At 61.7% G+C, this 24537-nt stretch carries 15 protein-coding genes and 1 tRNA gene; 10 read left to right on the top strand and 6 right to left on the bottom strand.

Features of this window, described 5'->3' with window-relative positions; translation table 11 throughout:
• Positions 1-6: 6 nt before the first annotated feature.
• The gene (locus tag JOD97_RS21045) at positions 7-735 is read right to left on the bottom strand and encodes a DsbC family protein (protein WP_209722844.1); all 729 of its coding nucleotides are present in this window, start codon (positions 733-735) and stop codon (positions 7-9) included.
• A 47-nt stretch (positions 736-782) separates the two neighbouring features.
• Positions 783-2006 carry an FAD-dependent monooxygenase gene (locus JOD97_RS21050; RefSeq protein ID WP_209722847.1) on the bottom strand — a complete coding sequence of 408 codons (1224 nt, stop codon included), beginning with the start codon at positions 2004-2006 and terminating at the stop codon, positions 783-785.
• Positions 2007-2083: 77 nt separating this feature from the next.
• Here JOD97_RS21050 and JOD97_RS21055 point away from each other — a divergent pair.
• The 9 genes from JOD97_RS21055 (at position 2084) to JOD97_RS21095 (ending at position 15604) form a co-directional block, all read left to right on the top strand.
• Positions 2084-2159 (top strand) — tRNA-Phe (locus tag JOD97_RS21055).
• A 381-nt stretch (positions 2160-2540) separates the two neighbouring features.
• Positions 2541-3440, top strand: a complete 900-nt coding sequence (locus tag JOD97_RS21060; protein ID WP_209722851.1) for a YafY family protein — start codon at positions 2541-2543, stop codon at positions 3438-3440.
• 15 nt (positions 3441-3455) lie between these two features.
• On the top strand, positions 3456-5216 hold the full coding sequence (locus tag JOD97_RS21065) for a DUF262 domain-containing protein (protein WP_209722854.1): 1761 nt from the start codon (positions 3456-3458) through the stop codon (positions 5214-5216).
• The gene (locus tag JOD97_RS21070; protein WP_209722857.1) at positions 5203-6795 is read left to right on the top strand and encodes a type I restriction-modification system subunit M; all 1593 of its coding nucleotides are present in this window, start codon (positions 5203-5205) and stop codon (positions 6793-6795) included. The genes JOD97_RS21065 and JOD97_RS21070 overlap by 14 nt, the downstream gene beginning before the upstream one ends.
• Positions 6792-8051, top strand: coding sequence for a restriction endonuclease subunit S (locus JOD97_RS21075; protein WP_209722860.1), 1260 nt, complete (start codon positions 6792-6794; stop codon positions 8049-8051). Before JOD97_RS21070 ends, JOD97_RS21075 begins: the two co-directional genes overlap by 4 nt.
• Positions 8048-11071, top strand: a complete 3024-nt coding sequence (locus JOD97_RS21080) for a type I restriction endonuclease subunit R (protein ID WP_209722863.1) — start codon at positions 8048-8050, stop codon at positions 11069-11071. Before JOD97_RS21075 ends, JOD97_RS21080 begins: the two co-directional genes overlap by 4 nt.
• 10 nt (positions 11072-11081) lie before the next feature.
• Positions 11082-12029 carry a COG2958 family protein gene (locus JOD97_RS21085; protein ID WP_209722866.1) on the top strand — a complete coding sequence of 316 codons (948 nt, stop codon included), beginning with the start codon at positions 11082-11084 and terminating at the stop codon, positions 12027-12029.
• 741 nt (positions 12030-12770) lie between these two features.
• The gene (gene yegQ, locus JOD97_RS21090) at positions 12771-14129 is read left to right on the top strand and encodes a tRNA 5-hydroxyuridine modification protein YegQ (RefSeq protein WP_373999907.1); all 1359 of its coding nucleotides are present in this window, start codon (positions 12771-12773) and stop codon (positions 14127-14129) included.
• A gap of 104 nt (positions 14130-14233) precedes the next feature.
• Positions 14234-15604, top strand: coding sequence for a diguanylate cyclase domain-containing protein (locus tag JOD97_RS21095; RefSeq protein ID WP_209722869.1), 1371 nt, complete (start codon positions 14234-14236; stop codon positions 15602-15604).
• A 13-nt stretch (positions 15605-15617) separates the two neighbouring features.
• Here the strand turns inward: JOD97_RS21095 and JOD97_RS21100 are convergent, their stop codons facing one another.
• On the bottom strand, positions 15618-18407 hold the full coding sequence (locus JOD97_RS21100) for a pitrilysin family protein (RefSeq protein WP_209722872.1): 2790 nt from the start codon (positions 18405-18407) through the stop codon (positions 15618-15620).
• A 96-nt stretch (positions 18408-18503) separates the two neighbouring features.
• Positions 18504-20162, bottom strand: coding sequence for a M28 family metallopeptidase (locus JOD97_RS21105; RefSeq protein WP_209722876.1), 1659 nt, complete (start codon positions 20160-20162; stop codon positions 18504-18506).
• 196 nt (positions 20163-20358) lie between these two features.
• On the opposite strand from JOD97_RS21105, the gene JOD97_RS21110 reads away from it, so the two are divergent.
• Positions 20359-21180 carry a DNA-formamidopyrimidine glycosylase family protein gene (locus tag JOD97_RS21110; protein ID WP_209722879.1) on the top strand — a complete coding sequence of 274 codons (822 nt, stop codon included), beginning with the start codon at positions 20359-20361 and terminating at the stop codon, positions 21178-21180.
• Here JOD97_RS21110 and JOD97_RS21115 read toward each other — a convergent pair.
• Both JOD97_RS21115 and JOD97_RS21120 read right to left on the bottom strand, forming a co-directional pair.
• On the bottom strand, positions 21122-22528 hold the full coding sequence (locus tag JOD97_RS21115; protein ID WP_209722882.1) for a GntP family permease: 1407 nt from the start codon (positions 22526-22528) through the stop codon (positions 21122-21124). The two genes, JOD97_RS21110 and JOD97_RS21115, sit on opposite strands and share 59 nt — an antisense overlap.
• 83 nt (positions 22529-22611) lie before the next feature.
• Positions 22612-24432: a hypothetical protein gene (locus JOD97_RS21120; RefSeq protein ID WP_209722885.1), complete on the bottom strand. Its 1821-nt coding sequence runs from the start codon at positions 24430-24432 to the stop codon at positions 22612-22614.
• Positions 24433-24537: the final 105 nt, after the last annotated feature.

The following is a 24537-nucleotide window of genomic DNA, read 5'->3' on the forward strand; positions in this document are numbered from 1 at the left end:
AACTGCTTACTGCTTAAGCTTGGCGAACTTCGCCTCAAGTGCCTTGGTATCGACCGCGCCGGGAATGCGCGAACCGTCGGCGAAGAAGATCGACGGCGTGCCCGTCACGCCCAGTTTGCGGCCCAGCGCCAGCACATCCTGGTTCGGGGTCTTGCAGGATTCGGCGGCGGCGGCCGGCGTTTTACCGTTCACCATCCACTCGTCCCAGGCCTTGTTGCGGTCCGCCGAGCACCACACGCCGGCCGATTTGGTGAACGAATCCTCGCGCAGGATGTTGTACAGGAAGGTGTAGACGGTGACGTTGTCGATCTCCTTGAGCGTGGTCTTGCGGAACTGCTTGCAGTAGCCGCAGTTCGGATCTTCGAACACCGCGATCACGCGCGAGCCGTCGCCCTTGACGGTCTTGAGGGCCTTATCCAGCGGCAGATCGGAGAACTTGATCTTGTTGATATCGTCGATGCGCTCGCGCGTCAGGTCGGTGCCGGTGGTCAGGTTGAAGATATGACCGTTGAACACATAGGTGCCGGTTTTATCGGTGTAGAGGATTTCATTCCCCATGCGGATTTCATACAGGCCGGCGTAAGGGGTGGCCTTGACCGAATCGACCTTGACGCCCTCGCCCAGGCGCGGCTCGACCAGCTTCTTGATCTCCTCCTCGCTCGGCGCGTTCTGGGCCTGACCGCAAGACGCCATCAATACTGACAACAACAGCAAAACGAACTTACTTTTTTTCATGACATCTCCGGTGACTACAGACAGACCATGCGGCGGCGTTTCGGTGCTCATTTACCCATTGCGTGGGAGATCAGCCGGCGCTTCAGCACAGGTAATTTATCCAACAAGTTTAATCCGAAATTGCGGACCACGCGCAAGGGCTCGATGTCGGCGTCGAACAGGCGCGCCAGGCCGTCGGTGGTCAGCTGCATCAGCAGCACGTCTTCCTTGCGCGCGCGCTCGTAGCGCGCCAGCACGCGCTCGTCGCCGACGCCGCGTTGCGGTTCGCGCTCGCCCAGGGTTTTCATCAGCTGCGCCACGTCGGCGAAGCCCAGGTTCATGCCATGGCCGGCCATCGGATGGACCACGTGGGCGGCGTCGCCGACCAGCGCCACGCGCTGCGACGTCATCGCGTGCGGGCGGACCAGGCGCAGGGGGAAGTCGCGCACCAGCTCCGGTTGCAGCGGCGTCAGCGCGCCCAGTTGGTCGGCGGCGTAGACGGCGAGGCGCTCGGCGATCTGCGCGGCCGATTCCTGGCGCAGCCGGTCGGCCAGCACGTCCGGCGCCGACCACACCAGCGACACCCGGTTGCCGGGCAGCGGCAGCAGCGCGACGATGCCCTCGGCGCCGGTGAACCACTGGTGGGCCGCGCCGTGGTGCGGCTTTTCGCAATCGAAGTTGGTCACGATGGCGCTCTGGCCATAGCTGCGGTAATCGAGGCCGATGTCGCACTGGCCGCGCACCCACGACTCGGCGCCGTCCGCGCCGACCACCAGCTGCGCCCTGACGGCACCGCCGTCGGCAAGCCGCACGATGGCGCCATCGTCGTCGCGCAGCAGCGCCGCCGCGCGGCCGTGGACCAGGGTCACGTCGCGGGCGAACTTGAGGGCGGCGTCGAGCGCCTGGCCGAGGTTGCGGTCTTCCAGTATCCAGGCCAGGGTGCCGGCGTGGGCGCCGTAGGCGTCGAACGACAAGCCGCCGGCGCGGGCGCCGTCGCCCTGGATCACCATGGCGTCGACCGGCGCCACGCGGGCGGCGTCGAGCGCGTCCCACACCTTCAGCGACGACAGCAGATGATGGGCGGTGTGGTTGAGGGCGTAGACCCGGGCGTCCCAGCCGGGGTCGGCGGATGCGGCGGCGGCCGGCGCCGACGACGGCGGACAGAGCAAGGCGACGCTCAGGCCGGACTGGGCCAGGCCCAGCGCGGTGGTCTTGGCGATCGCGCCATTGCCAACAATACAAATGTCACTCTCGATAACGCGCGGCGCGGCGGGGGACGATGGTTTATTCATCCGGCCATTATAGCGTTTGTGTGCGCGAGAAATTGTTCCTTGCAATTTCGCCCGGTGCTGCTATAATTCTGCTCCTTGGCCTGGTAGCTCAGTTGGTAGAGCAGAGGATTGAAAATCCTTGTGTCGGTGGTTCGATTCCGCCCCGGGCCACCAAGAACAGTCCCAAACAGAACGCCAACCCATGCAGGTTGGCGTTTTTGTTTCATGCACGAGAAGTCCTCGTGTCCGGCCTATTTACGCCCAACTTCAGCCAGTCGAGCCCAACCGATGGAATTGTCCATCGCCTCGATGATGCGTTGCATACCTCACCACGCAGTACCTCTCTCAACTGCACCCGTGTCAACAATCCGAGTTGGATAGAGACGGATCGTCGCCGAGGGTCACCACCGGATAGCCCTACTTTGATTACTTGCTTGGTATCAAATTATCGCTCATAATGTCATCTTTTTGATTAGATAAATCATTTGACAATGAGCAACCGAACCGCTGTTTCCATTTTTACGCCCCTCGGCTGCGAGTGAGGTGCGTCTGACTATGCATCGCCAGCGCGTCGAAAGCGTGAGTCAAGCCCAGCGGGAGCGACTTGCTTACATTGACTTCCGCCTTTACTTCGTGGGGGAGGTTGGCCGCCCAGACTTGGCCGCCCGCTTCGGAGTGGCCCCTGCTGGCGCAACGCGCGATCTGGCGCTGTACCGGGAAATGGCACCGCAAAATATCGAATTCGACGGTAGCAACAAGATCTACCGAATCGGCAAGGAGTTCTCGCCGATGTTCGAGCACGCACCGCAGCGCGTCCTGTCAGTGCTCGCTCTTGGGTTTGGTGATGGGACAAACGTCGTCTCGCAGCCGCTGCTGCCATGCGAGTCGCCCACCGCTCTGAGCATCCCTAGGATGGATGTGCTAGCCCCGGTCTGCCGGGCGATCCATGCCAAACGGCCGATCGCCATCCGCTACCACTCGATGAGTAGCGGCAATTCCGAGCGAGTAATCGTGCCCTTCGCTTTAGTTGACACCGGCCTCCGCTGGCACGTCCGCGCCTTTGATCGCAAGAGCAATGAGTTTCGGGACTTTGTCGTCACCCGAATCGAAGCGCCAATGTTGCTCGGCGGGGAGCCGCAGCCAAACGAACGTCCGGACAACGACATCCAGTGGACGCGCATCGTCGAACTGGACTTCGTGCCGCACCCGCGCCTTGAACGTCCTGAGATCATCGAGATGGATTACGGGATGGCCGAGGGCTCGATGCGAATGCGTGTGCGCGCAGCTGTCGCAGGCTACATGCTGCTGCGCTGGAGCGTGGACTGCTCGCCCGACCACCGCCTTTCGGAAGAACAGTACCGCTTATGGCTCAGCGATCCGCTGGCGCTGTACGGCGTTGAGAACGCGCGGCTGGCTCCGGGCTATCAAGTCCCCAGCAGTCCCAAGAAACGATAAGAAAGAACAAAAACGATGGCCAAGACACTTGAAGCCCACGACAAACTGATCCGCGAGATTTTTGAGGGCAGCTACCAGTTCGAGATTCCGGACTACCAGCGCCCCTACGCCTGGACAACCGAGCAGGCCACAGAGCTGTTCGATGACCTGTATTCGGCGATGCAGGATGCACGTGTCTCCGGCGCCAACAGCCAATACTTCCTGGGCAGCATCGTTCTGATCAAAAACGACCGGGAGCCGAAGTCGTCGGTTGTCGATGGTCAGCAGCGCTTGTCCACGCTCACGATGCTTTTTGCCGTGCTGCGTACAGTGATGCCGGATGCGGCAGACGACATCACCGACTTCCTCTACAAAAAGGGCAAGGTCAGTCTTGGCGAGAAGAACGAGTACCGCCTGACAGCTCGCGAGGAGGATGCCGACTTCTTCCGCACCAACATTCAGGAACCGGGTGGTATCGCACAGTTGGTCGCCAGTACCGACAAGCTGAAAGACAGCCGTCTGCGTTATCACGAGAACGCCACGCTGCTGCTCGAAAAGGCCAACGCGCTTCCGCCTACCGAACTGATTGCTCTGTGGCAGTTCCTCGCCAACGACTGCTCGCTGGTTGTTATCTCAACGCCCGACCTCGAAGCCGCATACCGCATCTTTTCAGTGCTCAACAATCGGGGGCTCGACCTCGCGCCTATCGACATCATCAAGGCGCAGGTGCTGGGCCTGATCCGCACCACGGCAGGCGACGTCAAGAGCCGCGCCTACGCAAAAGTGTGGAGCCGGATCGAAAGCTCGCTGGGCCGCGACGCCTTCGGTGACTTATTTGGCCACATCCGTAGCATTTACGCCAAGAAGAAGCAGAAGTACATCCTGGTCAAGGAGTTCCAGGAGCACGTCACTGAGTACAAGACCCCTATCGACCTCGTCGACAATGTCATCAAACCCTACGCCGAAGTTTGGAACTTCTTGCGCGATGCCGACTTCGAGGCCACCGAGTACGCCGAGACTATCAACGAGCACGTGTCTTGGCTCAATCGTGTTGACTTCAAGGACTGGGTACCCCCGGCACTGGTCTATTTCAAGCGCTTCAGGCAGCAGCCCAAATTGCTTGCAGAATTCTTCCAGTCGCTGGAACGCCTGACCTACTTCCTGCTGGTCACCAAGGTGGGCATCAACGAGCGCATCGAAACCTACGCCGCACTCACCAAGGAAATCGAACCGGACACCTTCAAGGGGCATCTGGCCGAGCTCACCACGCTTGCCCTGACAGACACGCAAAAGCGCAAGTTCGTCGCGGCACTAGGTGGAGACGTTTACGACGATCTGCCCAAGGCGCGGATGGCGCTGGTCTTGCGCCTTGAGTCCTTGGTGCGCGCCCCCGGGGTGCAGCTTCAAGATGCCGTGTCGCTGGAGCACGTTCTACCGCAAACACCGCCCGACGGTTCGGACTGGATCAAGTGGTTCCCGGACGAAGACGAGCGCGATGGTTGGACGCACCGTTTGGCCAATCTGGTTCCGCTGGATAGGAACAAGAACTCATCTGCGAGCAACTACGACTTTGCCAAGAAGAAAGAAGTGTACTTCAAGGGCAAGGGCACTGCGTCGCCTTTCATCCTGACGCAGGAAGTTCGATCAGAAAGCGATTGGACTCCGACATTACTGACTGAACGGCAAAAGCGCCTTGTGAAGGTATTGAGCACGCATTGGAATCTCGATATCGCAACGGACAACAGCCCCTCTGCGGGGCAGCAACGTGGGGAGGTTTCAAAGCGTGAGCAACAATAAAGAACAAGAACGCGCCGAGCTGCACAAAACCATCTGGCGCATCGCCAACGACCTGCGCGGCAGTGTCGATGGCTGGGACTTCAAGACCTACGTGCTCGGCCTGTTGTTCTACCGTTTCGTTTCAGAGAACCTGACCAGTTACCTCAACGAACAGGAACGCCGTGCGGGCAGTGCCGATTTCGACTACGCCAAATTGAGCGATGCCGATGCCGAATTCGGCCGCGCCGAGACAGTGAAGGAAAAGGGCTTCTACATCCTGCCCTCGGAACTGTTCGCCAATGTGCGGGCTCGTGCTCGGTCTGATGCCAACCTCAATGAAACTCTCTCGCGCATCTTCGCTGACATCGAAGGGTCGGCCAATGGTTCAGACAGCGAAGACGATTTCAAGGGGTTGTTCGATGACCTTGACGTCAACAGCAGCAAGCTGGGCCACACGGTCGCCAAGCGCAACGAAAAGCTGGTCAAACTGCTCGATGCCATTGGCGACTTGCCCTTGGCCAACAATCGACAAGACGGCAGCAATGGGTTTGCCGATAACACCATCGACCTGTTTGGTGATGCTTATGAATACTTGATGCAGATGTATGCCTCCACCGCTGGCAAGTCCGGTGGAGAGTTCTACACACCGCAGGAAGTCTCCGAGCTGCTGGCCCGCATCACCGTGGTCGGTAAAACCGAGGTCAACAAGGTCTATGACCCAGCCTGTGGTTCGGGCTCGCTGTTGCTTAACTTCGTGAAGGTGCTGGGCCACGACAAAGTGCGCCAAGGCTTCTACGGTCAGGAAGTCAACCTCACCACCTACAACCTGTGCCGGATCAACATGTTCCTGCACGACGTGAACTATGAAAAATTCAACATCGCTCACGGCGATACGCTGACCGACCCGGCGCACTGGGATGACGAACCGTTTGAAGCCATCGTCTCCAATCCGCCGTACTCGATCAAATGGGATGGCGACGCCAACCCGCTGCTGATCAACGATCCGCGTTTCGCCCCGGCAGGTGTGCTTGCTCCCAAGAGCAAAGCCGATCTGGCGTTCACCCTGCACATCCTGAGCTGGCTGGCGGTCAACGGCACGGCCGCCATCGTCGAATTCCCCGGCGTGCTTTATCGCGGCGGCGCGGAACAGAAGATCCGGCAGTACCTGATCGACAACAACTATGTCGATGCCGTCATCCAGTTACCCCCGGATCTGTTTTTCGGAACCACGATTGCCACCTGCATCATCGTGCTGAAGAAGTCCAAGTTTGACAACGCCACGCTGTTCATCGACGCCTCCAGCCTATTCGTGCGCAGCGGCAATAAGAACAAGCTTTTGTCAGACCATCGGCAAAAAATCCTAGATGCCTTCATCCAGCGTAAGAGCGCCGACCATTTTGCACGCTTGGTCGAGAACGGTGACATTGCTGCCAACAGCTACAACATCGCCGTTTCCAGCTACGTTGAGCGGGCAGACACAAGTGAAACCGTAAATATCACTTCGCTAAATGCGGAGATCACCCACATCGTGGCCCGGCAAGCGGAACTACGTACGGCCATTGATGCCATCGTGGCGGATTTGGAAGGAGCGCGAGCATGAACCGTATCGATGAACTCATTGTCGAGCATTGCCCAGACGGGGTGGAGTTCAACAAGATCGGGGAGTTACTTGAGCGAACCTCGAATATCCGCTGGCAGGACGCCAAGGGTGCGGCATTCCAATATATCGATCTGACTTCGGTTGATCGCAACACCCACACTATCGGCGACACAGAAACTATTGATAGCGAAACCGCGCCGAGTCGGGCGCAGCAAATCGTGCGCGAAGGAGACGTGATTTTAGGCACAACTAGACCGATGCTAAAACGCTACTGCCTAATCCCTTCGGAATACGACAGACAAATATGCAGCACAGGCTACTGCGTCCTTCGTCCAAGAGCTGACTTGCTTCTGCCGAATTTTCTGTTTCACCTACTCGGAACAGAAACCTTTTACAGCTATGTAGAAGCCAATCAGCGCGGCGCAAGCTACCCGGCCATCACAGATGCAGCGGTAAAGGCATTCCGCATTCCACGGCCACCCATAGAGGTGCAGGTAGAAATTGCAAAGGTGCTTGACACGTTCACCAAGTTGGAGGCGGAGTTGGAGGCGGAGTTGGAGGCGGAATTGAAGGCGCGTCGGCGGCAGTACAAGTACTACCGCGACGCGCTCTTAAGCTTCGATGAGCGCGCGGACGCTGACGAAAGCAAGCAAGCAAGTATAAGGTGGATGACCTTGGGTGAGATTGGAAAATTTACACGCGGCCGTCGATTCACCAAGGACGATTACGTCCCAGAGGGAATCAGCTGCATTCACTACGGCGATATCTATACTCAATATGGAACCTCCGCAATGCAGGCGGTTTCTCATGTGCGCACTGATCTGGCAACAACACTGCGTTTCGCACAACAGGGGGATATCGTGATTGCTGCTGTCGGTGAGACAGTTGAGGATGTGGGCAAGGCGGTCGCTTGGCTAGGTGCGGATGAAGTTGCGATTCACGACGACTGCTTTGCATTTCGCCACCAGATGAATCCCAAGTTTGTGTCGTATTTTTTTCAGACTGAGAGATTCAATGCGGAGAAAAATAAATATGTCGCGCGCGCAAAGGTCAAGCGTTTATCCAGTGAAAGTCTGGCCAAACTAACAATCCCCGTCCCTCCGCTCGAAGAACAAGAACGCATTGTCTGCATCCTCGATAAATTTGACGCACTGGTAAACGATATTTCCTTCGGTTTGCCTGCCGAGATCGCCGGACGCCGCCAGCAGTACGCACACTACCGCGACCGGCTGCTTACTTTTAGGGAAACCGCATGAGCGAAGACCTCAAACCCTTTCGCTATGAACCGATTGCACTGTCCAACGAAAGCACGGTCGTCGCTGAATTTCAACCTGATGTGCCGGGTGTGCGCGAGCCGGCCTACCAGTCCGAAGCGGAGCTGGAAAAAGAATTTATCAAGCTGTTGCAGGTGCAGGCCTATGAATATCTGCCGATTACCTCGGAAGGGCAGCTGATCACCAACCTTCGCCGTCAAATGGAGAAGCTGAACAAGGTTACTTTTTCGGATGCCGAATGGGAACGTTTCTTTAGCATCTGCATTACAGGCGCAAATGATGGCATTCTGGAAAAGACCGCGCGCATTCAGGAAGACCATGTGCAGGTATTGAAACGTGACGACGGCACCACCAAGAACATCTACCTGATCGACAAGGCCAACATCCACAACAATGCCCTGCAGGTCATCAACCAGTACGAAGTTGAGGCAGCGCGAGCCAACCGCTATGACGTGACGGTGCTGGTCAATGGCCTGCCGATGGTGCATGTCGAATTGAAGCGCCGAGGCGTGGACATCCGCGAGGCCTTCAACCAGATCAACCGCTACCAGCGCGACAGCTTCTGGGCGGGGTCTGGGTTGTTCGAATATGTACAGCTTTTCGTCATCAGCAACGGCACGCTGACCAAGTACTACAGCAACACCGTGCGCGATGGGCATTTGAAGGAGCAGTCCGCCAAGCGCAGCAAAAGCAAGACATCCAACAGTTTTTCCTTCACCAGCTGGTGGGCCGATGCACGCAATCAGCCCATCACCGAACTGACAGGCTTCACCAACACCTTCTTTGCCAAACATTCGCTGCTGAATGTGCTCACCAAGTACTGTGTGTTCGATGTGGATCGTAAGCTGCTGGTGATGCGGCCTTACCAGATCGTGGCGGCCGAACGCATCTTGCAGCGTATTGCGACTTCGACCAATCACAAGCAGTTGGGCACCGTGGCGGCCGGTGGCTACATCTGGCACACCACCGGCAGCGGCAAGACACTGACCAGCTTCAAGGCGGCGCAGCTGGCACGCGGCTTGGCCGATATCGACAAAGTGCTGTTCGTGGTGGATCGCAAGGATCTGGACTACCAGACCATGCGCGAGTACGAGCGGTTCGAGAAAGGGGCCGCCAACTCCAACACTTCCACGACTATATTGCAGCGGCAGCTGGAAGACCCGAACGCCCGCATCATCATCACCACGATCCAGAAGCTTTCCCGTTTCGTGGCCAAGAATAAGAAGCACCCGGTGTATGAGGCACATGTGGTGGTGATCTTCGACGAATGTCACCGCAGCCAGTTCGGCGATATGCACGCAGAAATCACTCGGATGTTCCAGCGCTATCACCTGTTCGGTTTCACCGGCACGCCCATCTTCGCCGAGAACTCAGGCTCCACTGGGCACCCGATGCGGCGCACCACGCAGCAGGCCTTTGGTGACAAGCTACACACCTACACGATTGTCGATGCCATCAACGACAAAAATGTGCTGCCGTTTCGCATCGACTACATCAACACGATCAAATTACCCCCGGGCATCAAAGACAAGAAGGTGTCCGCCATCGACACCGAACGGGCGCTACTGGCACCGGAGCGCATCACGCAGATCGTAGGCTACATCCGCGAGCACTTCGATCAAAAAACCAAGCGCGCCAACTCCTACCGCCACGATGGCAAGCGACTGGCCGGGTTCAATTCGCTGTTCGCCTGCGCATCCATCGACGCAGCCAAACGCTACTACGCGGAGTTCGCAGCACAACAGAAAGCGCTGCCTAAAGCACAACGGCTGAAGACGGGCTTGATCTATAGCTTTGCCGCGAATGAAGAGGAAAGTGACGGCCTGCTCGGCGAGGAGGACTTCGAGACAGAGGGGCTGGATCAAGACTCGCGGGATTTTCTGGACGCCGCAATCCAGGACTATAACGCGCTGTTCGGTACCAGTTTCGATACCTCGGCAGACAAGTTCCAGAACTACTACAAAGACTTGTCGCAGCGCCTGAAGAAACGTGAGCTGGACCTCGTCATCGTGGTCAACATGTTCCTGACCGGTTTTGACGCCACCACGCTGAATACCCTTTGGGCGGACAAGAACCTGAAGGCCCACGGCCTGATACAGGCCTATTCGCGCACCAACCGCATCCTCAATTCGGTTAAGACCTACGGTAACATCGTCTCCTTCCGCAATCTGGAGGAGGAGACCAACGACGCACTTGCCCTCTTTGGCAATAAGGATGCCAAGGGCATCGTGTTGTTGAAGCCTTACGCCGAGTACTACAAGGAATACGAGAAGCGGGTCGGAGAACTCGTGGCCGGATTCCCGCTCGGGAAAGCCATCGTCGGCGAAGCGGCACAGAAGGCATTCATCAAGCTATTCGGCTCCATCCTGAGGCTAAAAAACATTCTGACAGCCTTCGACGATTTTGCAGGCAACGAAATCCTCACCGAGCGCGAGATGCAGGACTACCAGAGCCTATATCTGAACCTGTACGCGGAGTTCCGCAGCACATCGGATGCCGAGAAGGAGTCGATCAATGACGACGTGGTCTTCGAGATCGAACTCATCAAGCAAGTGGAAATCAATGTTGATTACATCCTGCTGTTGGTCGAGCAGTACCTGAAGAAAAAGGGTACGGGCGACGACAAGGAAATCCGAGCGACCATCGAGCGCGCCATCAATTCCAGTCCTGGCCTGCGCAACAAGAAAGACCTGATTGAGCAATTCGTCGATTCAGTCAACACGAAGGCCAAGGTGGACGCGCAGTGGCAGGCTTTCGTTGCGGCGAAAAAGGCCGAGGAGCTGGAACGCATCATCGCGGAGGAAAGCCTCAACGCCGAGGCGGCACGTGAATTCATCGACAATGCCTTCCGCGACGGCAGCATCTCGGCCAGCGGCACAGCCATCATCAAAATCCTGCCACCGGTATCACGATTCTCCAAGAACAATGGCCACGGAGCCAAGAAGCAGACGGTGCTGGACAAGTTCGCCGCGTTCTTTGAGCGGTATTTCGGATTAGCGTAAGGATCAGAAGATGGCACTCAATTTGGCAAAAGCCGTAATCGGCTACCTGAAGGAACGCCCCGAGGAAAAGTTCACTGCTCGAGAAGTCGCCGAATGGGTATTTGCCACCTACCCGGATGAGTGCCAGGAAAAGCGGGCCAACAGCCGTGGGAACTACATCAAGTCGGATGCGGATCTGGTGCAGCAGCTCGTCGCAGAAATCAGCTCACAGCGCCCGCGCATGCAAACAAAGCATCCAGAACTTAAAACGACCGAAGGACGGCCTCGCATGTACTACTACTCGGAGCGCTCAGATAGCGCCGAAGTGGCGGCAGTCGAAAGCGAGGGTACGTCGGCGGCTACGGATACAAGTGCATTAAAGATTGATGAACAAGCGCTGTACCCATTGCTGTCGCAATACCTGTGGGAGGAGTTCGACGTCTTCTCCAAACGCATCGACGAGAAGCGCTCCTCGAACAAGCGCGGCCCCAACGGCAACCGCTGGCTGTACCCGGACGTCGTCGGAATGGAGGATTTGGGCAAGGAGTGGCACCGCGAAGTGCGCGACTGTGTAACGCAGTATTCCGACAAGCGCACCAAGCTGTGGTCGTTCGAAGTCAAACTGCTGATCAACCGTTCGAACGTGCGCGAATGCTTCTTTCAGGCCGTCTCGAACTCGTCATGGGCTAACTTCGGCTATCTGGTCGCGGCGGAAATCGGCGGTACCGACACGCTGAAGGAACTGCGGATGCTCTTTGCTGCGCATGGGATCGGTTTCATCAAGCTAGACGTCGATAACCCTGCCGATAGCCAAGTACTCATTCCGGCGCGCGAGCGCGATGAGATCGACTGGGACATGGCCAATCGACTCGCCATGGAAAACAGAGATTTTCTGGAATACGTAAAACTGGTGAAGCAGTTCTACCAAACTGGGGAAGCAAGATTGGCTGATTGGGATGTACCCGAGACGACGGATTAATTGATCGAAATCGATTGCTCAGTCAGTCATATGAAGTGGCTGCCATCAAGCCAATGCCCAAGGCCCGAAGTTACTTCGGGCCTTTTTCATTTTCCGAAGAAAGGTAAATCAAATTATGATGAAAGTAACTGCTTCGCCCACATGGCAAGCAATCGGACCTAGCCGCGCCCAGCACCCAAGCGATCGGACACCAATTGCCATCAACGGAAGGCCGCTGATGATTAAGCAGGCGTTGCTTCCTCGCAGTCTCGATGTGTCGTTCGAATTCAAGTACCGACACTAGACACGACACCAATTCTCGCGGTACACCATGCCGCTATCCGACAAGCCAATGACATCCAATGTCATTGGGCTTTTTCATTTGTGCTCACGGAATACGCGAGCAACCGACGAAAGAGATGACTACACAGCTCCATTTGCCGGACGGTCGCATCGCGATAAAACACTCTGGAAAGTCATGGAAATTTTGCATGAAGGATTTCCCAGCATCTACAGATGAAAAATGGCAGAGTGCTAGTAGAACGATGGCGGAACCGGACGTTAGACAAGCGCTTCACGAGGCGTGCGACTTGAAATTCTTGTGTCGATGGTTCTATTCCGCCCCGGGCCACCAAGAACATACCTCACCAAACGCCGATCCATGCAGACCGGCGTTTTTGTTTGCCGAAACCACAGTTCTTGATCTGGCGCAAAGATTTGCCGGGCCCGGCTGGCTAGACTGCTGCACTTTGTCCGCCATTTATGCTGAAAGCTCCCGAACTCCTCCTGCCCGCAGGCTCGCTCGACAAGATGCACGCCGCCTTTGACTTTGGCGCCGATGCCGTCTACGCCGGCCAGCCGCGCTACAGTCTGCGCGCGCGCAATAACGACTTTTCCACCCTGCAGGTTTTGCGGGACGGCATCGACGGCGCCCATGCACGCGGCAAGAAGTTCTTCGTCGCCAGCAACATCTTCGCGCACAACGCCAAGCTCAAAACCTATCTGCGCGATATGGAGCCCGTCATCGCGATGCGGCCCGACGCCCTGATCATGGCCGATCCGGGGCTCATCATGATGGTCCGCGACAAGTGGCCGGAGATGCCGATCCACCTGTCGGTGCAGGCGAACGCGATTAATTGGGCGGACGTCAAATTCTGGCAACGGATCGGCCTCACGCGGGTCATCCTGTCGCGCGAACTCTCGCTCGATGAAATCGAGGAAATACGCCAGCGCTGCCCGGACATGGAGTTGGAAGTGTTCGTGCACGGGGCCTTGTGCATGGCGTATTCAGGCCGCTGCCTGCTGTCCGGCTACTTCAACCATCGGGATTCGAACCAGGGGACCTGCACCAACGCCTGCCGCTGGGACTACAAGGTCAAGAACGCCGCCGAAGACGCCAGCGGCGACCTGGCTCCGCCCCAAATCATCGACCTGCAACTGCACCGGGTGCTGGAGCAGGCCGGGCGCCCGCTGTCGGCCCTGCACCAGCAACCGCGCCACCCGCTGGCCGACCAGCCCTACCTGATCGAGGAGGCTGAACGGCCGGGACAGTTGATGCCGATCCTGGAGGACGAGCACGGCACCTACATCATGAATTCGAAGGACTTGCGCGCGGTCGAGCATGTGGAGCGGCTGGTGAAAATCGGCGTCCATTCGCTCAAGGTCGAAGGTCGCACCAAGTCGCTGTACTATGTGGCGCGCACGGCCCAGACCTACCGCCGCGCCATCGACGACGCGGCGGCCGGACGCCCGTTCGACGCCGGCTTGCTGCGCCAGTTGCAGGGCCTGGCCAATCGCGGCTACACCGACGGTTTCTATCAGCGCCACCATACCCAGGCCCACCAGAACTACCTGCGCGGCGCCTCCGAGGCCGATCTGAGCCAGTATGTGGGCCAGGTGCTCAGTGTGGAAAATGGCTGGGCGCGGGTCGACGTGAAGAACAGGTTTGCGCGCGGCGACCGCCTCGAAGTGGTGCACCCCGGCGGCAACCGCGATATCACGCTCGCCCGGATGCGGTCCGATGACGGCGTCGAGATCAGCGTGGCGCCCGGCAGTGGCCATGTGGTGCGCATCGAACTGGATCCGGCGCTCGACCGCGCGCTGCTGGCGCGCTACCTGTAAATCCGCGCGCGCCGGCAACGGCCGGGAACCTTCCGCCATCTGGCCGGTCTCATCGCACACGAGGGCCGGACAACGGGACTCGGCACAACCGACAGAGGCGCACCATGTCGCTCTCGAACTTCCTGCTCGAACACACCGATGCCATTCTTGAGGAATGGATGGCATTCGCCAGCACGCTGGCGCCGGCGAAATACAAATTCGACCGGACCATGCTACTCGACCACGCCAGGCACATGCTGGAGGCGATCGCGGCCGACCTGGCCACACCGGAATCGGCGTTCGAGCAAGCGCAGAAATCCAAGGGGCTGGGCGCCGGCCCGCAGGCCTTGCACGCCCGGGCGACGGCCGCCTCCCAGCACGGCATGGCGCGCATGCTATCGGGGTTCAGCCTGGTGGCGGCGGTGTCCGAATACCGCGCGCTGCGCGCCAGTGTGACGCGGCTGTGGGAGCGCGTGCCGGAGAACCAACCGATGCCGCCCGCCGGCGTGATCGACCTGATCCGGTTTAACGAGGCGATCGATCAGGCGCTGTCCGAATCGGTCACCAGCTACTACTTCGAGAAGGAGCAGAAAAACCGCGTGTTCGACGCCATCCTGTCGTCGACGCCCGACCTCAGCTTCACCTTCGACCTCGACGGCAGGTTCACCTACGCCAACAAGGCGTTTCTCGAGCTGGTGGGGCGGCCCCTGCACGAACTGCTGGAGAAAAATTACCAGGACCTGGATTTTCCCAACGCGGCCGAGAAAGACCGGCTGGTGCAACTGGTCATCCATTCCATGCAGCACGTGCGCGGCGAGATGCGCTACACGCTGCCGTCGGGACAGGAGGATCTGTACGAATACATCTTCGTCCCCGTCATCGGCGACGACGGCCAGGTCGAAGCGGTCGCCGGCACTTCGCGCAACATCACCGACCGCAAGGCCGAGGAACTGCGCAACTGGCGGCTGGCCAACTTCGATCCGTTGACCGGCCTGCCCAACCGCTGCCTGTTCAGCGACCGGCTGGAACAGGAGGTGCGCCACGCCTGCCGCTCCGGCGCGCCGATCGCGCTGCTGTTCATCGACCTCGACAAGTTCAAGGACGCCAACGACCGCTACGGCCATGACGCCGGCGACCTGCTGCTGCACCACGCGGCGGCGCGCATGCGCTCGTGCGTGCGCGACACCGACACCGTGGCCCGCCTCGGCGGCGACGAGTTCACGATCCTGTTGCAAGACCTGGGCGGGAACGGCCACGTGGAGAACGTCGCCCGCAAAATACTGCGCCAGATGGAAAAACCGTTCCACATCAAGCGGCATGACATCGACATCGGCGCCAGCATCGGCATCGCGCTGGCGCCGTCGGACGCCGCGACGCCGGACGCGCTGATGGCGCTCGCCGACCACGCCATGTACGCGGCCAAGGCGGCCGGCGGCAACCGCTTCAGCTTTTTCTCCCGTCCGTCGCCGGACGGCGAGGATAGCCCCCAAATTTGAGGGCGGCGCGCGCCTACAGCGGATTGCCGTCGGCGTCGATCTTGCGCACCTCGCCCAGGTTGAGTTCGCGCACGCCGGCCTCCACCTTGCTCAGGTCGCCCACCACCACCCACACCAGCCGGCCCGGCGCGATGGTGCGCGCGGCCAGCGCGTTGGCCTGCTCGGGCGTCATCGCCAGCACCGTGTCGGTGAAGGTGTTGTAGTAGTTCTCCGGCAGCTTGTACTGCAGGATGGTGGCGTAGGCGCCGGCCAGCTGGCCGGCCGTTTCAAACGAGCCCGCCAGCGCCAAGGTCTCGTTGTTCTTGGCGTCGGCCAGTTCGGCGGCGGTGATCGGCCTGGCGCCGGCGATGTCGCCGTATTCGCGCACCAGCTCCCGCAGCGCTTCCCTGGTCTTGTCGCTCTGCACCGGCGAGGTGCTCATATACAGCCGCTGGCCCAGCGCCGGCGGCAGGCTCGAGCGCACGCCGTACGACCAGTGCTTGTCTTCGCGCAGGTTCATATTGATGCGCGAACCGAAGTTGCCGCCGAAGATGTTGTTGACCACGCCGAGCTGCACCGCGTCCGGCGCATTGCGCGGCGGCGCCAGCTGCACGCCGTAGATCACGCTCTGCAGCGCACCCGGCTTGTCCATCAAGTAGACCACCGGCTGGTCGGCCGGCGCCACCCGGGCGATGGTCTTCTTCGGCGTCGCGCCGGCCTTCCAGCCGCCGAAGGCTTGTTCCAGCAGCGGCGTGATCTCGGCCAGCGTGGTGTCGCCCACCACCAGCAAGGTCGCGTTGTTGGGCGTGAACCAGGCCTGGTGGTACTTGACCAGGTCGTCGCGGCCGATGCGGGCCACGGCCGCCTCGGTGCCGCTGCCGGTCAGCGGCAGCGCATAGGCGTGGCCCTTGCCGTACACCAGCGCCGGAATGACGCGCAGGGCCATCGTCGACGGATTGGCCTTCTCCCGCTGGATCGCGGCAAGCTGGTCCTTCTTCAAGCGGTCCAGCTCGTGCTGCGCGAAGGCCGGGTGCAGCAGCACGTCGGCGTACACGGCTAGCGCCTTGGGCATGGTCGCCTTGAGCGCGTCCAGTTGCACGAAGGCGCCGTCGAGATTGATGCTGGTGGAGAAGTTGGCGCCCAGCGATTCGAATTCCTCGCTGATCCGGCTGGCGTCGCGGGTGGCGGTGCCCTCGTCGAGCATGTTCATCGTCAGGCTCGCCAGTCCGGGCAGCTCCTGCGAATCGGACGCGTAGCCGGCGTCGATCATCATCGACAGGTTGACCAGCGGCGCGGCGTGGCGCTCGGCCAACACCACTTTCAGGCCGTTGGACAAGGTGGCCTTTTGCATCGGCGGCAGGTTCAGCGATTCGGCCTTGCCCAGCGGCGGCGGCTGGCTGCGGTCCAGTTTGGCCGTGGTGGCGTAATTGGTGGCGAACGGCTTGACCTCCAGCACGTAATCGCCATCGGCCAGCCATTCGTTCATCGCCTGCCTGACTTGCGCCGGCGTGGCCGCCTTGATCGCCGCCAGGTATTGCTTGTAGCAATCCGGGTTGCCGGTGTAGGTGGCGCAGCTGGCCAGCAGGTCGCTCTTGCCGCCGAAGCCGCCCACGCGTTCGACGATGCGGGTGTAGTAGGCCAGGATCGCCGTCTTGGCGATCTCCAGTTCGGCGGCGGTCGGGCCGGACTTCATCAGCGCGCGCAACTCCTCGTCGGCCGTGGCCTCGAGCTTGCGCACGTCGGCGCCGGGGCGCGCGGTCAGGATCACCTGGAACTGGCCGGCGATCTCGGAACTGTTGTTGCCCACGCTGGCGCTGCTCGCCAACTGGTCCTTGTAGACCAGGCGCTTGTAGAGGCGCGACGTCTTGCCGCCGCCCAGCATGTTCGCGGCCAGGTCCAGCAGCGGTTCGGTCGCGGTGTGCGCGCCGGGCACGTTCCACACGCGGTACAGGCGCGCCTGCGGCACCCGGTCCTCGACCGTGCCGCGCTGCGTGCCGCTGCGCTTGGCGATCCACTCGCGGTGCTTGGCCAGCGGCGGGCCGGCCGGAATGTCGCCGTAGTATTTCTCGACCTTCTCGCGCGCCTGTTCCGGCGTGATGTCGCCGGCCAGCACCAGCACCACGTTGTTCGGCCCGTAGTTGGTCTTGAACCATTCCTGCACGTCGGTCATCGAGGCCGCGTCGAGGTCGGCCATCGAGCCGATCGTCGTCCACGAGTAGGGATGGCCGGCCGGCCAGGTGTTCTCGGTCAGCAACTGGCGCGTGACGCCATACGGCTGGTTCTCGCCCTGGCGCTTTTCGTTCTGCACGACGCCGCGCTGCAGGTCCAGTTTTTTCTTGTCCAGCACGCCAAGCAGGTGCCCCATGCGGTCGCTTTCGGCGAACAGCGCGTAGTCCAGCATCGAGGTCGGCACGTTCTCGAAGTAGTTGGTGCGGTCGGGATTGGTGGTGCCGTTCAGGTCGGTCGCGCCGACCTGCTGCATGGCGTTGATGTAGGTCTTGTTGAAGTTGTCGCTGCCGCTGAACATCAGGTGCTCGAACAGGTGGGCGAAGCCGGTCTTGCCGGGCTTTTCGTTCTTCGAGCCGACGTGGTACCAGGTGTTGACGGCCACCACCGGCGTCTTGTGGTCCTCGTGGACCAGCAGCGTCAAGCCGTTTTTCAGCACGAACCGGGTGTACGGGATATCGGGAATCGCGATGTCGGACTTCGCCGCCTTGGTGGCGGCCGGCTTGGCGGCGGCGGCTTGCGCGGCGCCGGCGGCCAGCAGCGCGACGGACATGGCGACGCACGCCGCGGTCTTGGTGGGGCGGATAAACATGGTCATGCGGTATCTCCTGGTGGCGGGACGTTCCGTACATGTGCGCGCCGGCATCCCGGCCGGCGCGCAACCATTTTTATGGCATTTTAGCCAACCACGACACTATTTACGCTGGGCCGCGGTGGCGTCGCGCGCGCCGCGGAACTCGGCGTCCGGCGCCCAGTTCGGCCAGCCCTTGGATTCGGCCAGGTCGCGCCCCAGCGAATACAGCATGCCGAGGTCGTGCGCCATGCCCTTGAACGACCAGCCGGCGCTCCACTCGTCCGACGGCTGGTGGTAGTTGTTGGTGGTGTAGCTTTCCTCGGCCTGCTTGCCGGCCCGCAGGCCGCCGTCGACGAAATCATCGCCCGAGCCATAGGAAATGGCCGGCACGCCGCGCTTGGCGAACGGGAAGTGGTCGGAACGGAAGAAGTGGCCCGCCTCCGGTTTCGGATCGGGCGAGTACACCAGATCCCATTGCTTGGCCTTGGCGATCAACTGGTCGAGCAACTCGACCTTGGCGCTGCCCGAGATGGTGAAGTTGCGCGACACGCCCTGCGGGCTCAACGCGTCCATATTGATCACGCCGGCCGTGCGCGCCAGCGGATACAGCGGAAACTGCGCGTAATATTCCGAGCCGAGCAAGCCCTTCTCCTCGGCCGTCACCGCCAGGAACAGCACGCTGCGCGCGGGCGCCGGCGCCTTGCCATAGGCGCGCGCCAGCTCCAGCAGCGCGGCCAGGCCGGTGCCGTTGTCGACCGCGCCGTTGTAGATCTTGTCGCCCTTGGCGTCGGGCAGGCCGACGCCAAGGTGGTCCCAGTGGGCGCTGTAGATCACGGTCTCGTCCGGCTTGCTGGCGCCGACCACGCGCGCGGCCACGTTCTTCGACGTGATCACGTGCGCGTCGACCGCGTAGTGGGCCGACAGCGTCACGTCCTTCAGCTGCACCGGCTTGAAGTCGCGCGTCTGCGCCAGTTTCTTGAGCGCCTCGAAATCCTGGCCGCCGCGCTTGAACAGGTCGGCCGCCAGGTCGCGCTGTATCCACGCCTCCATCGGCGCGTGCGCCTCGGCCGGCTTCTTGCGCACGATGTCGTACATCACGTTGGTGTTGGAGTTCTTCACCGTCGCCCAGCCGTACGAGGCCGGCGCCGTCTCGTGCACGATGATGGTGCCGAGCGCGCCGCGCTTGGCCATTTCCTCGTATTTATAGGTCCAGCGGCCGTAGTAGGTCATGGCCTTGCCGCCGAAATCGCCCTCGCCGGTCTCGAAATCGGGATCGTTGATCAGCACCACCGCCAGCTTGCCCTTCAGGTCGACGCCCTTGAAATCGTCCCACTTGCGCTCGGGCGCGGTCACGCCGTAGCCGACGAACACCAGCGGCGCGTTCTTGATGTCGACCAGTTTGGCGCCGTTCATCGCGGCGCGCACGGCCAGGTCGTCGCCCTGCTTCAATTCCTGGCTGCCCTTGGCGTCCTTGACCGACAGCTTGACCGGTCCCTTGATCTCGAAACGGCCCAGCGGCACGTCCTGGGTCCAGCCGCGCTGGTCTTTTTTGCCCTTGACCGGGTCGCCGCCCGGCTGCAGGCCGGCCGCCTTGAACTGCTCGATCAGGTAATTGACGGTCTTGGTTTCACCGGCGGTGTTCGGGCCGCGGCCCTCGAACTCGTCGGACGACAGCACCTTGACGTCCTGCGACAGTTTCTGCGGATTGAATTCGGGACCGGCGGCGGCCTGCGCCAGACCGGCGGCAAGCAGGGAAGCGATGAGCAGCGTGTGTTTCAAGATAAACCTCCATGGGAAACAGATCGACAATACTGCCATGAAACCACAAGTCCAGCAATCGAACCCGGTACGGGGGTCGTCCCGCCCGGGTACGACCCCAGGCAGGGCGCCGTGCGGGTTGCTAAGTGAGCCGTCGAACAGTGCACTGGCGGACGCTGGCGCACACTGATCGCTTCATTGCGAACCGGAGCATTCCATGCCCGAAGGACCATCGATCGTCATCATGCGCGAGCAGACGGCCGGCTTCATCGGCAAAACCATCGTGCGCGCCAGCGGCAACACCAACGGCGTCGACATGGCGGCGCTGCCAGGCCAGCCGGTGCTGGACCTGCGCAGCTGGGGCAAGCACTTCCTGATCCGGCTGCCGGAGCTGGCGCTGCGCATCCACCTGCTGATGTTCGGCAGCTACCGCATCAACGAGCGCAAGGACGCGCAGCCGCGCCTGAGCCTGGAGTTTGACGATGGCGAGGAATTGAATTTCTACACCTGCTCGATCAAGACGATAGACGCCGACCTCGACAGCCAATACGACTGGCGCGGCGACATCATGTCCGACCAATGGTCGGCGCCGGCGGCGCTCAAGAAACTGCGCGCCGCGCCGGACACGCTGGTGTGCGACGCCCTGCTCGACCAGACCATCTTCGCCGGGGTCGGCAACATCATCAAGAACGAGGTGCTGTTCCGCATCCGCGTCCATCCGCTGTCGAACGTGGGCGCGTTGCCGGCGGCCAAGCTGCGCGAGCTGGTGGCGCAGGCGCGCGCATACAGTTTCGATTTTCTCGAGTGGAAGAAAGCCTTCGTGCTCAAGCAGCATTGGCTGGCGCACACCAAGCGCGTCTGCCCGCGCTGCGACCTGCCGTTCCACAAAGGCCATCTGGGCAAGACGCAGCGCCGCAGCTTCTTCTGCCCCAACTGCCAGAAACAGTATCCGGCCGCGCCGCTCCCGGCCGAAAAGCCCGTCAGACCAGTCCGGTCAGGTAGTAAAGCGCGATCACAAAGAACACCGCCGCCGTCTTGATGACGGTGATGCCGAAAATCTCGCGGTACGATTGCTTGTGCGTCAGCCCGGTCACCGCCAGCAGCGTGATGACGGCGCCGTTGTGCGGCAAGGTGTCCATGCCGCCGCTGGCCATCGCCACCACGCGGTGCATCACCTCGAGCGGAATGTGCGCCGCCTCGGCCGCCCGGATGAACTGGTCGGACATGGCCGCCAGCGCGATGCTCATGCCGCCCGAGGCCGAGCCGGTGATGCCGGCCAAGGTGGTCACCGACACCGCCGCGTTGACCAGCGGATCGGGCACGCTCTTGAGCGCGCCGCTGACGGCGACGAAGCCGGGCAGCGCCGCGATGACGCCGCCGAAACCGTATTCCGACGCCGTGTTCATCGCCGCCAGCAGCGCGCCGCCGACGGCCGCCTTGGTGCCCTCGGCAAAGGCGTCGCGCACCCGGCCGAACGCCGTCACGACGACGAACACGATGCCCACCAGCAGCGCGCCCTCGACCGCCCAGATGCCGACCAGGGTCTTGATCGGCGTGTTGACGGTCGCGTGCAGGCCGGGCAAGGCGTCGGCCGTCAGCGCGTAGTTCTCGCCGTACCAGCCCGGTATCATCTTGGTCAGCGCGAAGTTGACGGCGCCCACCAGCAACAGCGGCGCCACCGACAGCAGCGGATGCGGCAGCGCGCCCTTCGGCGCCCGCCCCGCCGCCGGCGCGGCCTTGTCGTCGGCGCCGTAGCCCTCGCCGGTGGCCATCACCGCGCGGCGGCGCCATTCCAGGAAGGCCAGCCCGGCGGCCAGGGTGGCGATGCCGCCTATCGTGCCCAACCACGGCGCGGCCCAGCCGGTGGTCTTGAAGAAGGTGGTCGGGATGATGTTCTGGATCTGCGGCGTGCCCGGCAAGGTGTCCATGGTGAACGAGAACGCCCCCAGCGCGATGGCGCCCGGCATCAGCCGCTTGGGGATGCCGCTCTGGCGGTAGAGCTCGGCCGCGAACGGGTAGACGGCGAACACCACCACGAACAGCGACACGCCGCCGTAGGTCAGCAGCGCGCACACCAGCACGATGACGGCGTTGGCGCGCGTGCGGCCGATGTAGCGGATCGCGGCGACGACGATCGCTTCGGAAAAGCCGGACATCTCGATTAGCTTGCCAAACACCGCGCCCAGCAGGAAGACCGGGAAATACAGCTTGATGAAGCCGACCATCTTGTCCATGAAGATGCCGCTGAACACCGGCGCCACCGCGCCCGGGTCGGTCAGCAGCACGGCGCCGAGCGCGGCCACCGGCGCGAACAGGATCACGCTGTAGCCGCGGTAGGCGGCCAGCATCAGGAACACCAGTGCGGCGAGAACGATCAGGAAGGACATGCCGGCTCCATACATTGTTGGTTGCCGGACATTGTAGAGTTAAACGCAACGATCCGCCGCGCGCACGCGGCGATTGTCGGCATTTACTTCGACAACGTTGTTACGCCGCACATCTGGTACGGATACGGCTCCTTGCCCACCGCCGCCTGATGGATGGCGCAACTGCCGGGGTCGAGCCGCAAGCCATATTGCGGCAGCTTTTGCGCCAGCGCGGCGACGGTGGCGCGGTCGAGCGCGGCCAGGTCGAGGCGATATTTGGCCGGCAGGTCGAAGGTGCAGCCGCCGTCCGGCAGCGCGCGCACCTCGACCGTGCGCTTGAGCAGCCACGCCAGCTTGCGGCAGCCGGACGGGTTGTCGGTCAGGCCCAGCGCCCGTGCCACGGCCAGCTTGCGCAGGCGCGAACCGTCGCGCTCGTTCTTGCTGGCGGCGAACAGCAGATAGTGCGGACCGGCGCGCTCGGCGATGGCCTTGTCGCGCAGCGCGCGCCAAGCCGGCGCTTCGGGGAAACCGGTGCCCAGCGAAATGACCTTGACCTCGGGCGGCAGGAAGGTCGACATCCAGCCCGACGGCGGATCGGGCTGGGCGAGGAAGACGATGCTTTGCGCCGGCGTGGCGAACGCCGGCAGCTCGGCGCTGAAGGCGCGTTCGCCCCAGGCCTGGTGTCCCCAGTTTGCGATCGGAAACACGGCGACCGCCAGCAACGCCAGCGCCACGCCGGCCCAGCGCGGCGCGGACGGCGCCAGGTAACGCCAGACGATCCAGATCATCAGCGGCGCCAGCAGCTCGAGCGGCACCAGATAGCGGTAGATGCTGAACATGCGCATCCAGACCACATAGGCGGCGACAAAAAACACCAGCGTGAAGGCGGCGCGGGCGTCGAGCGATGCCGGCCGGCCGGCGGCGCGGCGCCGCAACAGCCAGACCACGGCGAACGCCGCCAGCAGCACGTACAGCAGCGGCCACACCGCCAGCTTCATCGGCAACTCGGAGACGCGGCGCGGGTTGAACGCGAAGATGAACGGCCACAGCAGGTTTTCGATCCAGCCGACGGGGCGGAAATAAAAGTCGATGACGCCGTTCTCGGTCGCCAGCGGGCTGTGGAAGATATTGTTAAATTGCGGGAACAAGGGATTGCCGAAGGTATGCCACATCTTGACGAACCACCAGCCGGCTGTGGCCGCCACGCCGCCCAGCACGCCGACCCCGAACACCAGCGCCAGCCGCAGGCGCGGCCACCACGGCAGCGGCACGGCCAGCAGGGCCAGGCACAAGGCCACCGCGTAGGTCGCGTTGGTCAGCTTGAGTCCGGCGCTCACGCCCATCAGCAGGCCGGCGCCGGCCAGCGTCAGGCCGGCCCGGGCGCGCCATTGCAGCAAGCCGTCCCAATGGCGCAGCACGCTGTACAGCGAGCCGAGCACGAACAGCGCCGTCAGGTTGTCGCCCATCGTATTGCCCAGCTCGCTCAAGAAACCGGGCGCGAACAGGCAGGCGCCGGCCAGCAGCAGCACCAGGCGCCGCTGCGGGCCCACCAGTTGGCGCGCGATGCCGGCCAACAAGACGAAGTTCAAGCCGTGCAGCGTCCCCAGCACGAAGCCGACCCATTGCGGCGGCAACCAGCGGTTCAAAAAATAGTACGGCAGCTCGATGGTGGGGTTGAAATAGGTCTGGAAACCGGCCGGCGCCAGATCAAAGCCGACGCGGCCGTTGACCAGCGCGTGCGCGTTATATAAGTGGTAGTTGCGCATATCCCAGCCGTCGTCCTGGCCGTTCGCCAGCGACAGCAGGCCCAACAGCACTGGCACGATCCAGGCGGCGTGCCAGGCGGCGCGCGGATGATCCAGAAAGGCGGTGCGCCGGGCGAACCAGGCGTGCAGCGCCGCCAGCCGATGGTGCGGGAAATTCATGGCGCGCAGCCCTCGTCCGGCGATGGCGCCGGCCTGGACGGATGGGCGCCAGGGAGCGCGAGGGCGATGTGCTGATGGCTCGGTTTGTTCATGTGCGGGGCGGAA

Source organism: Duganella sp. 1411 (genome assembly GCF_017833525.1).
GTDB lineage: Bacteria > Pseudomonadota > Gammaproteobacteria > Burkholderiales > Burkholderiaceae_D > Rugamonas.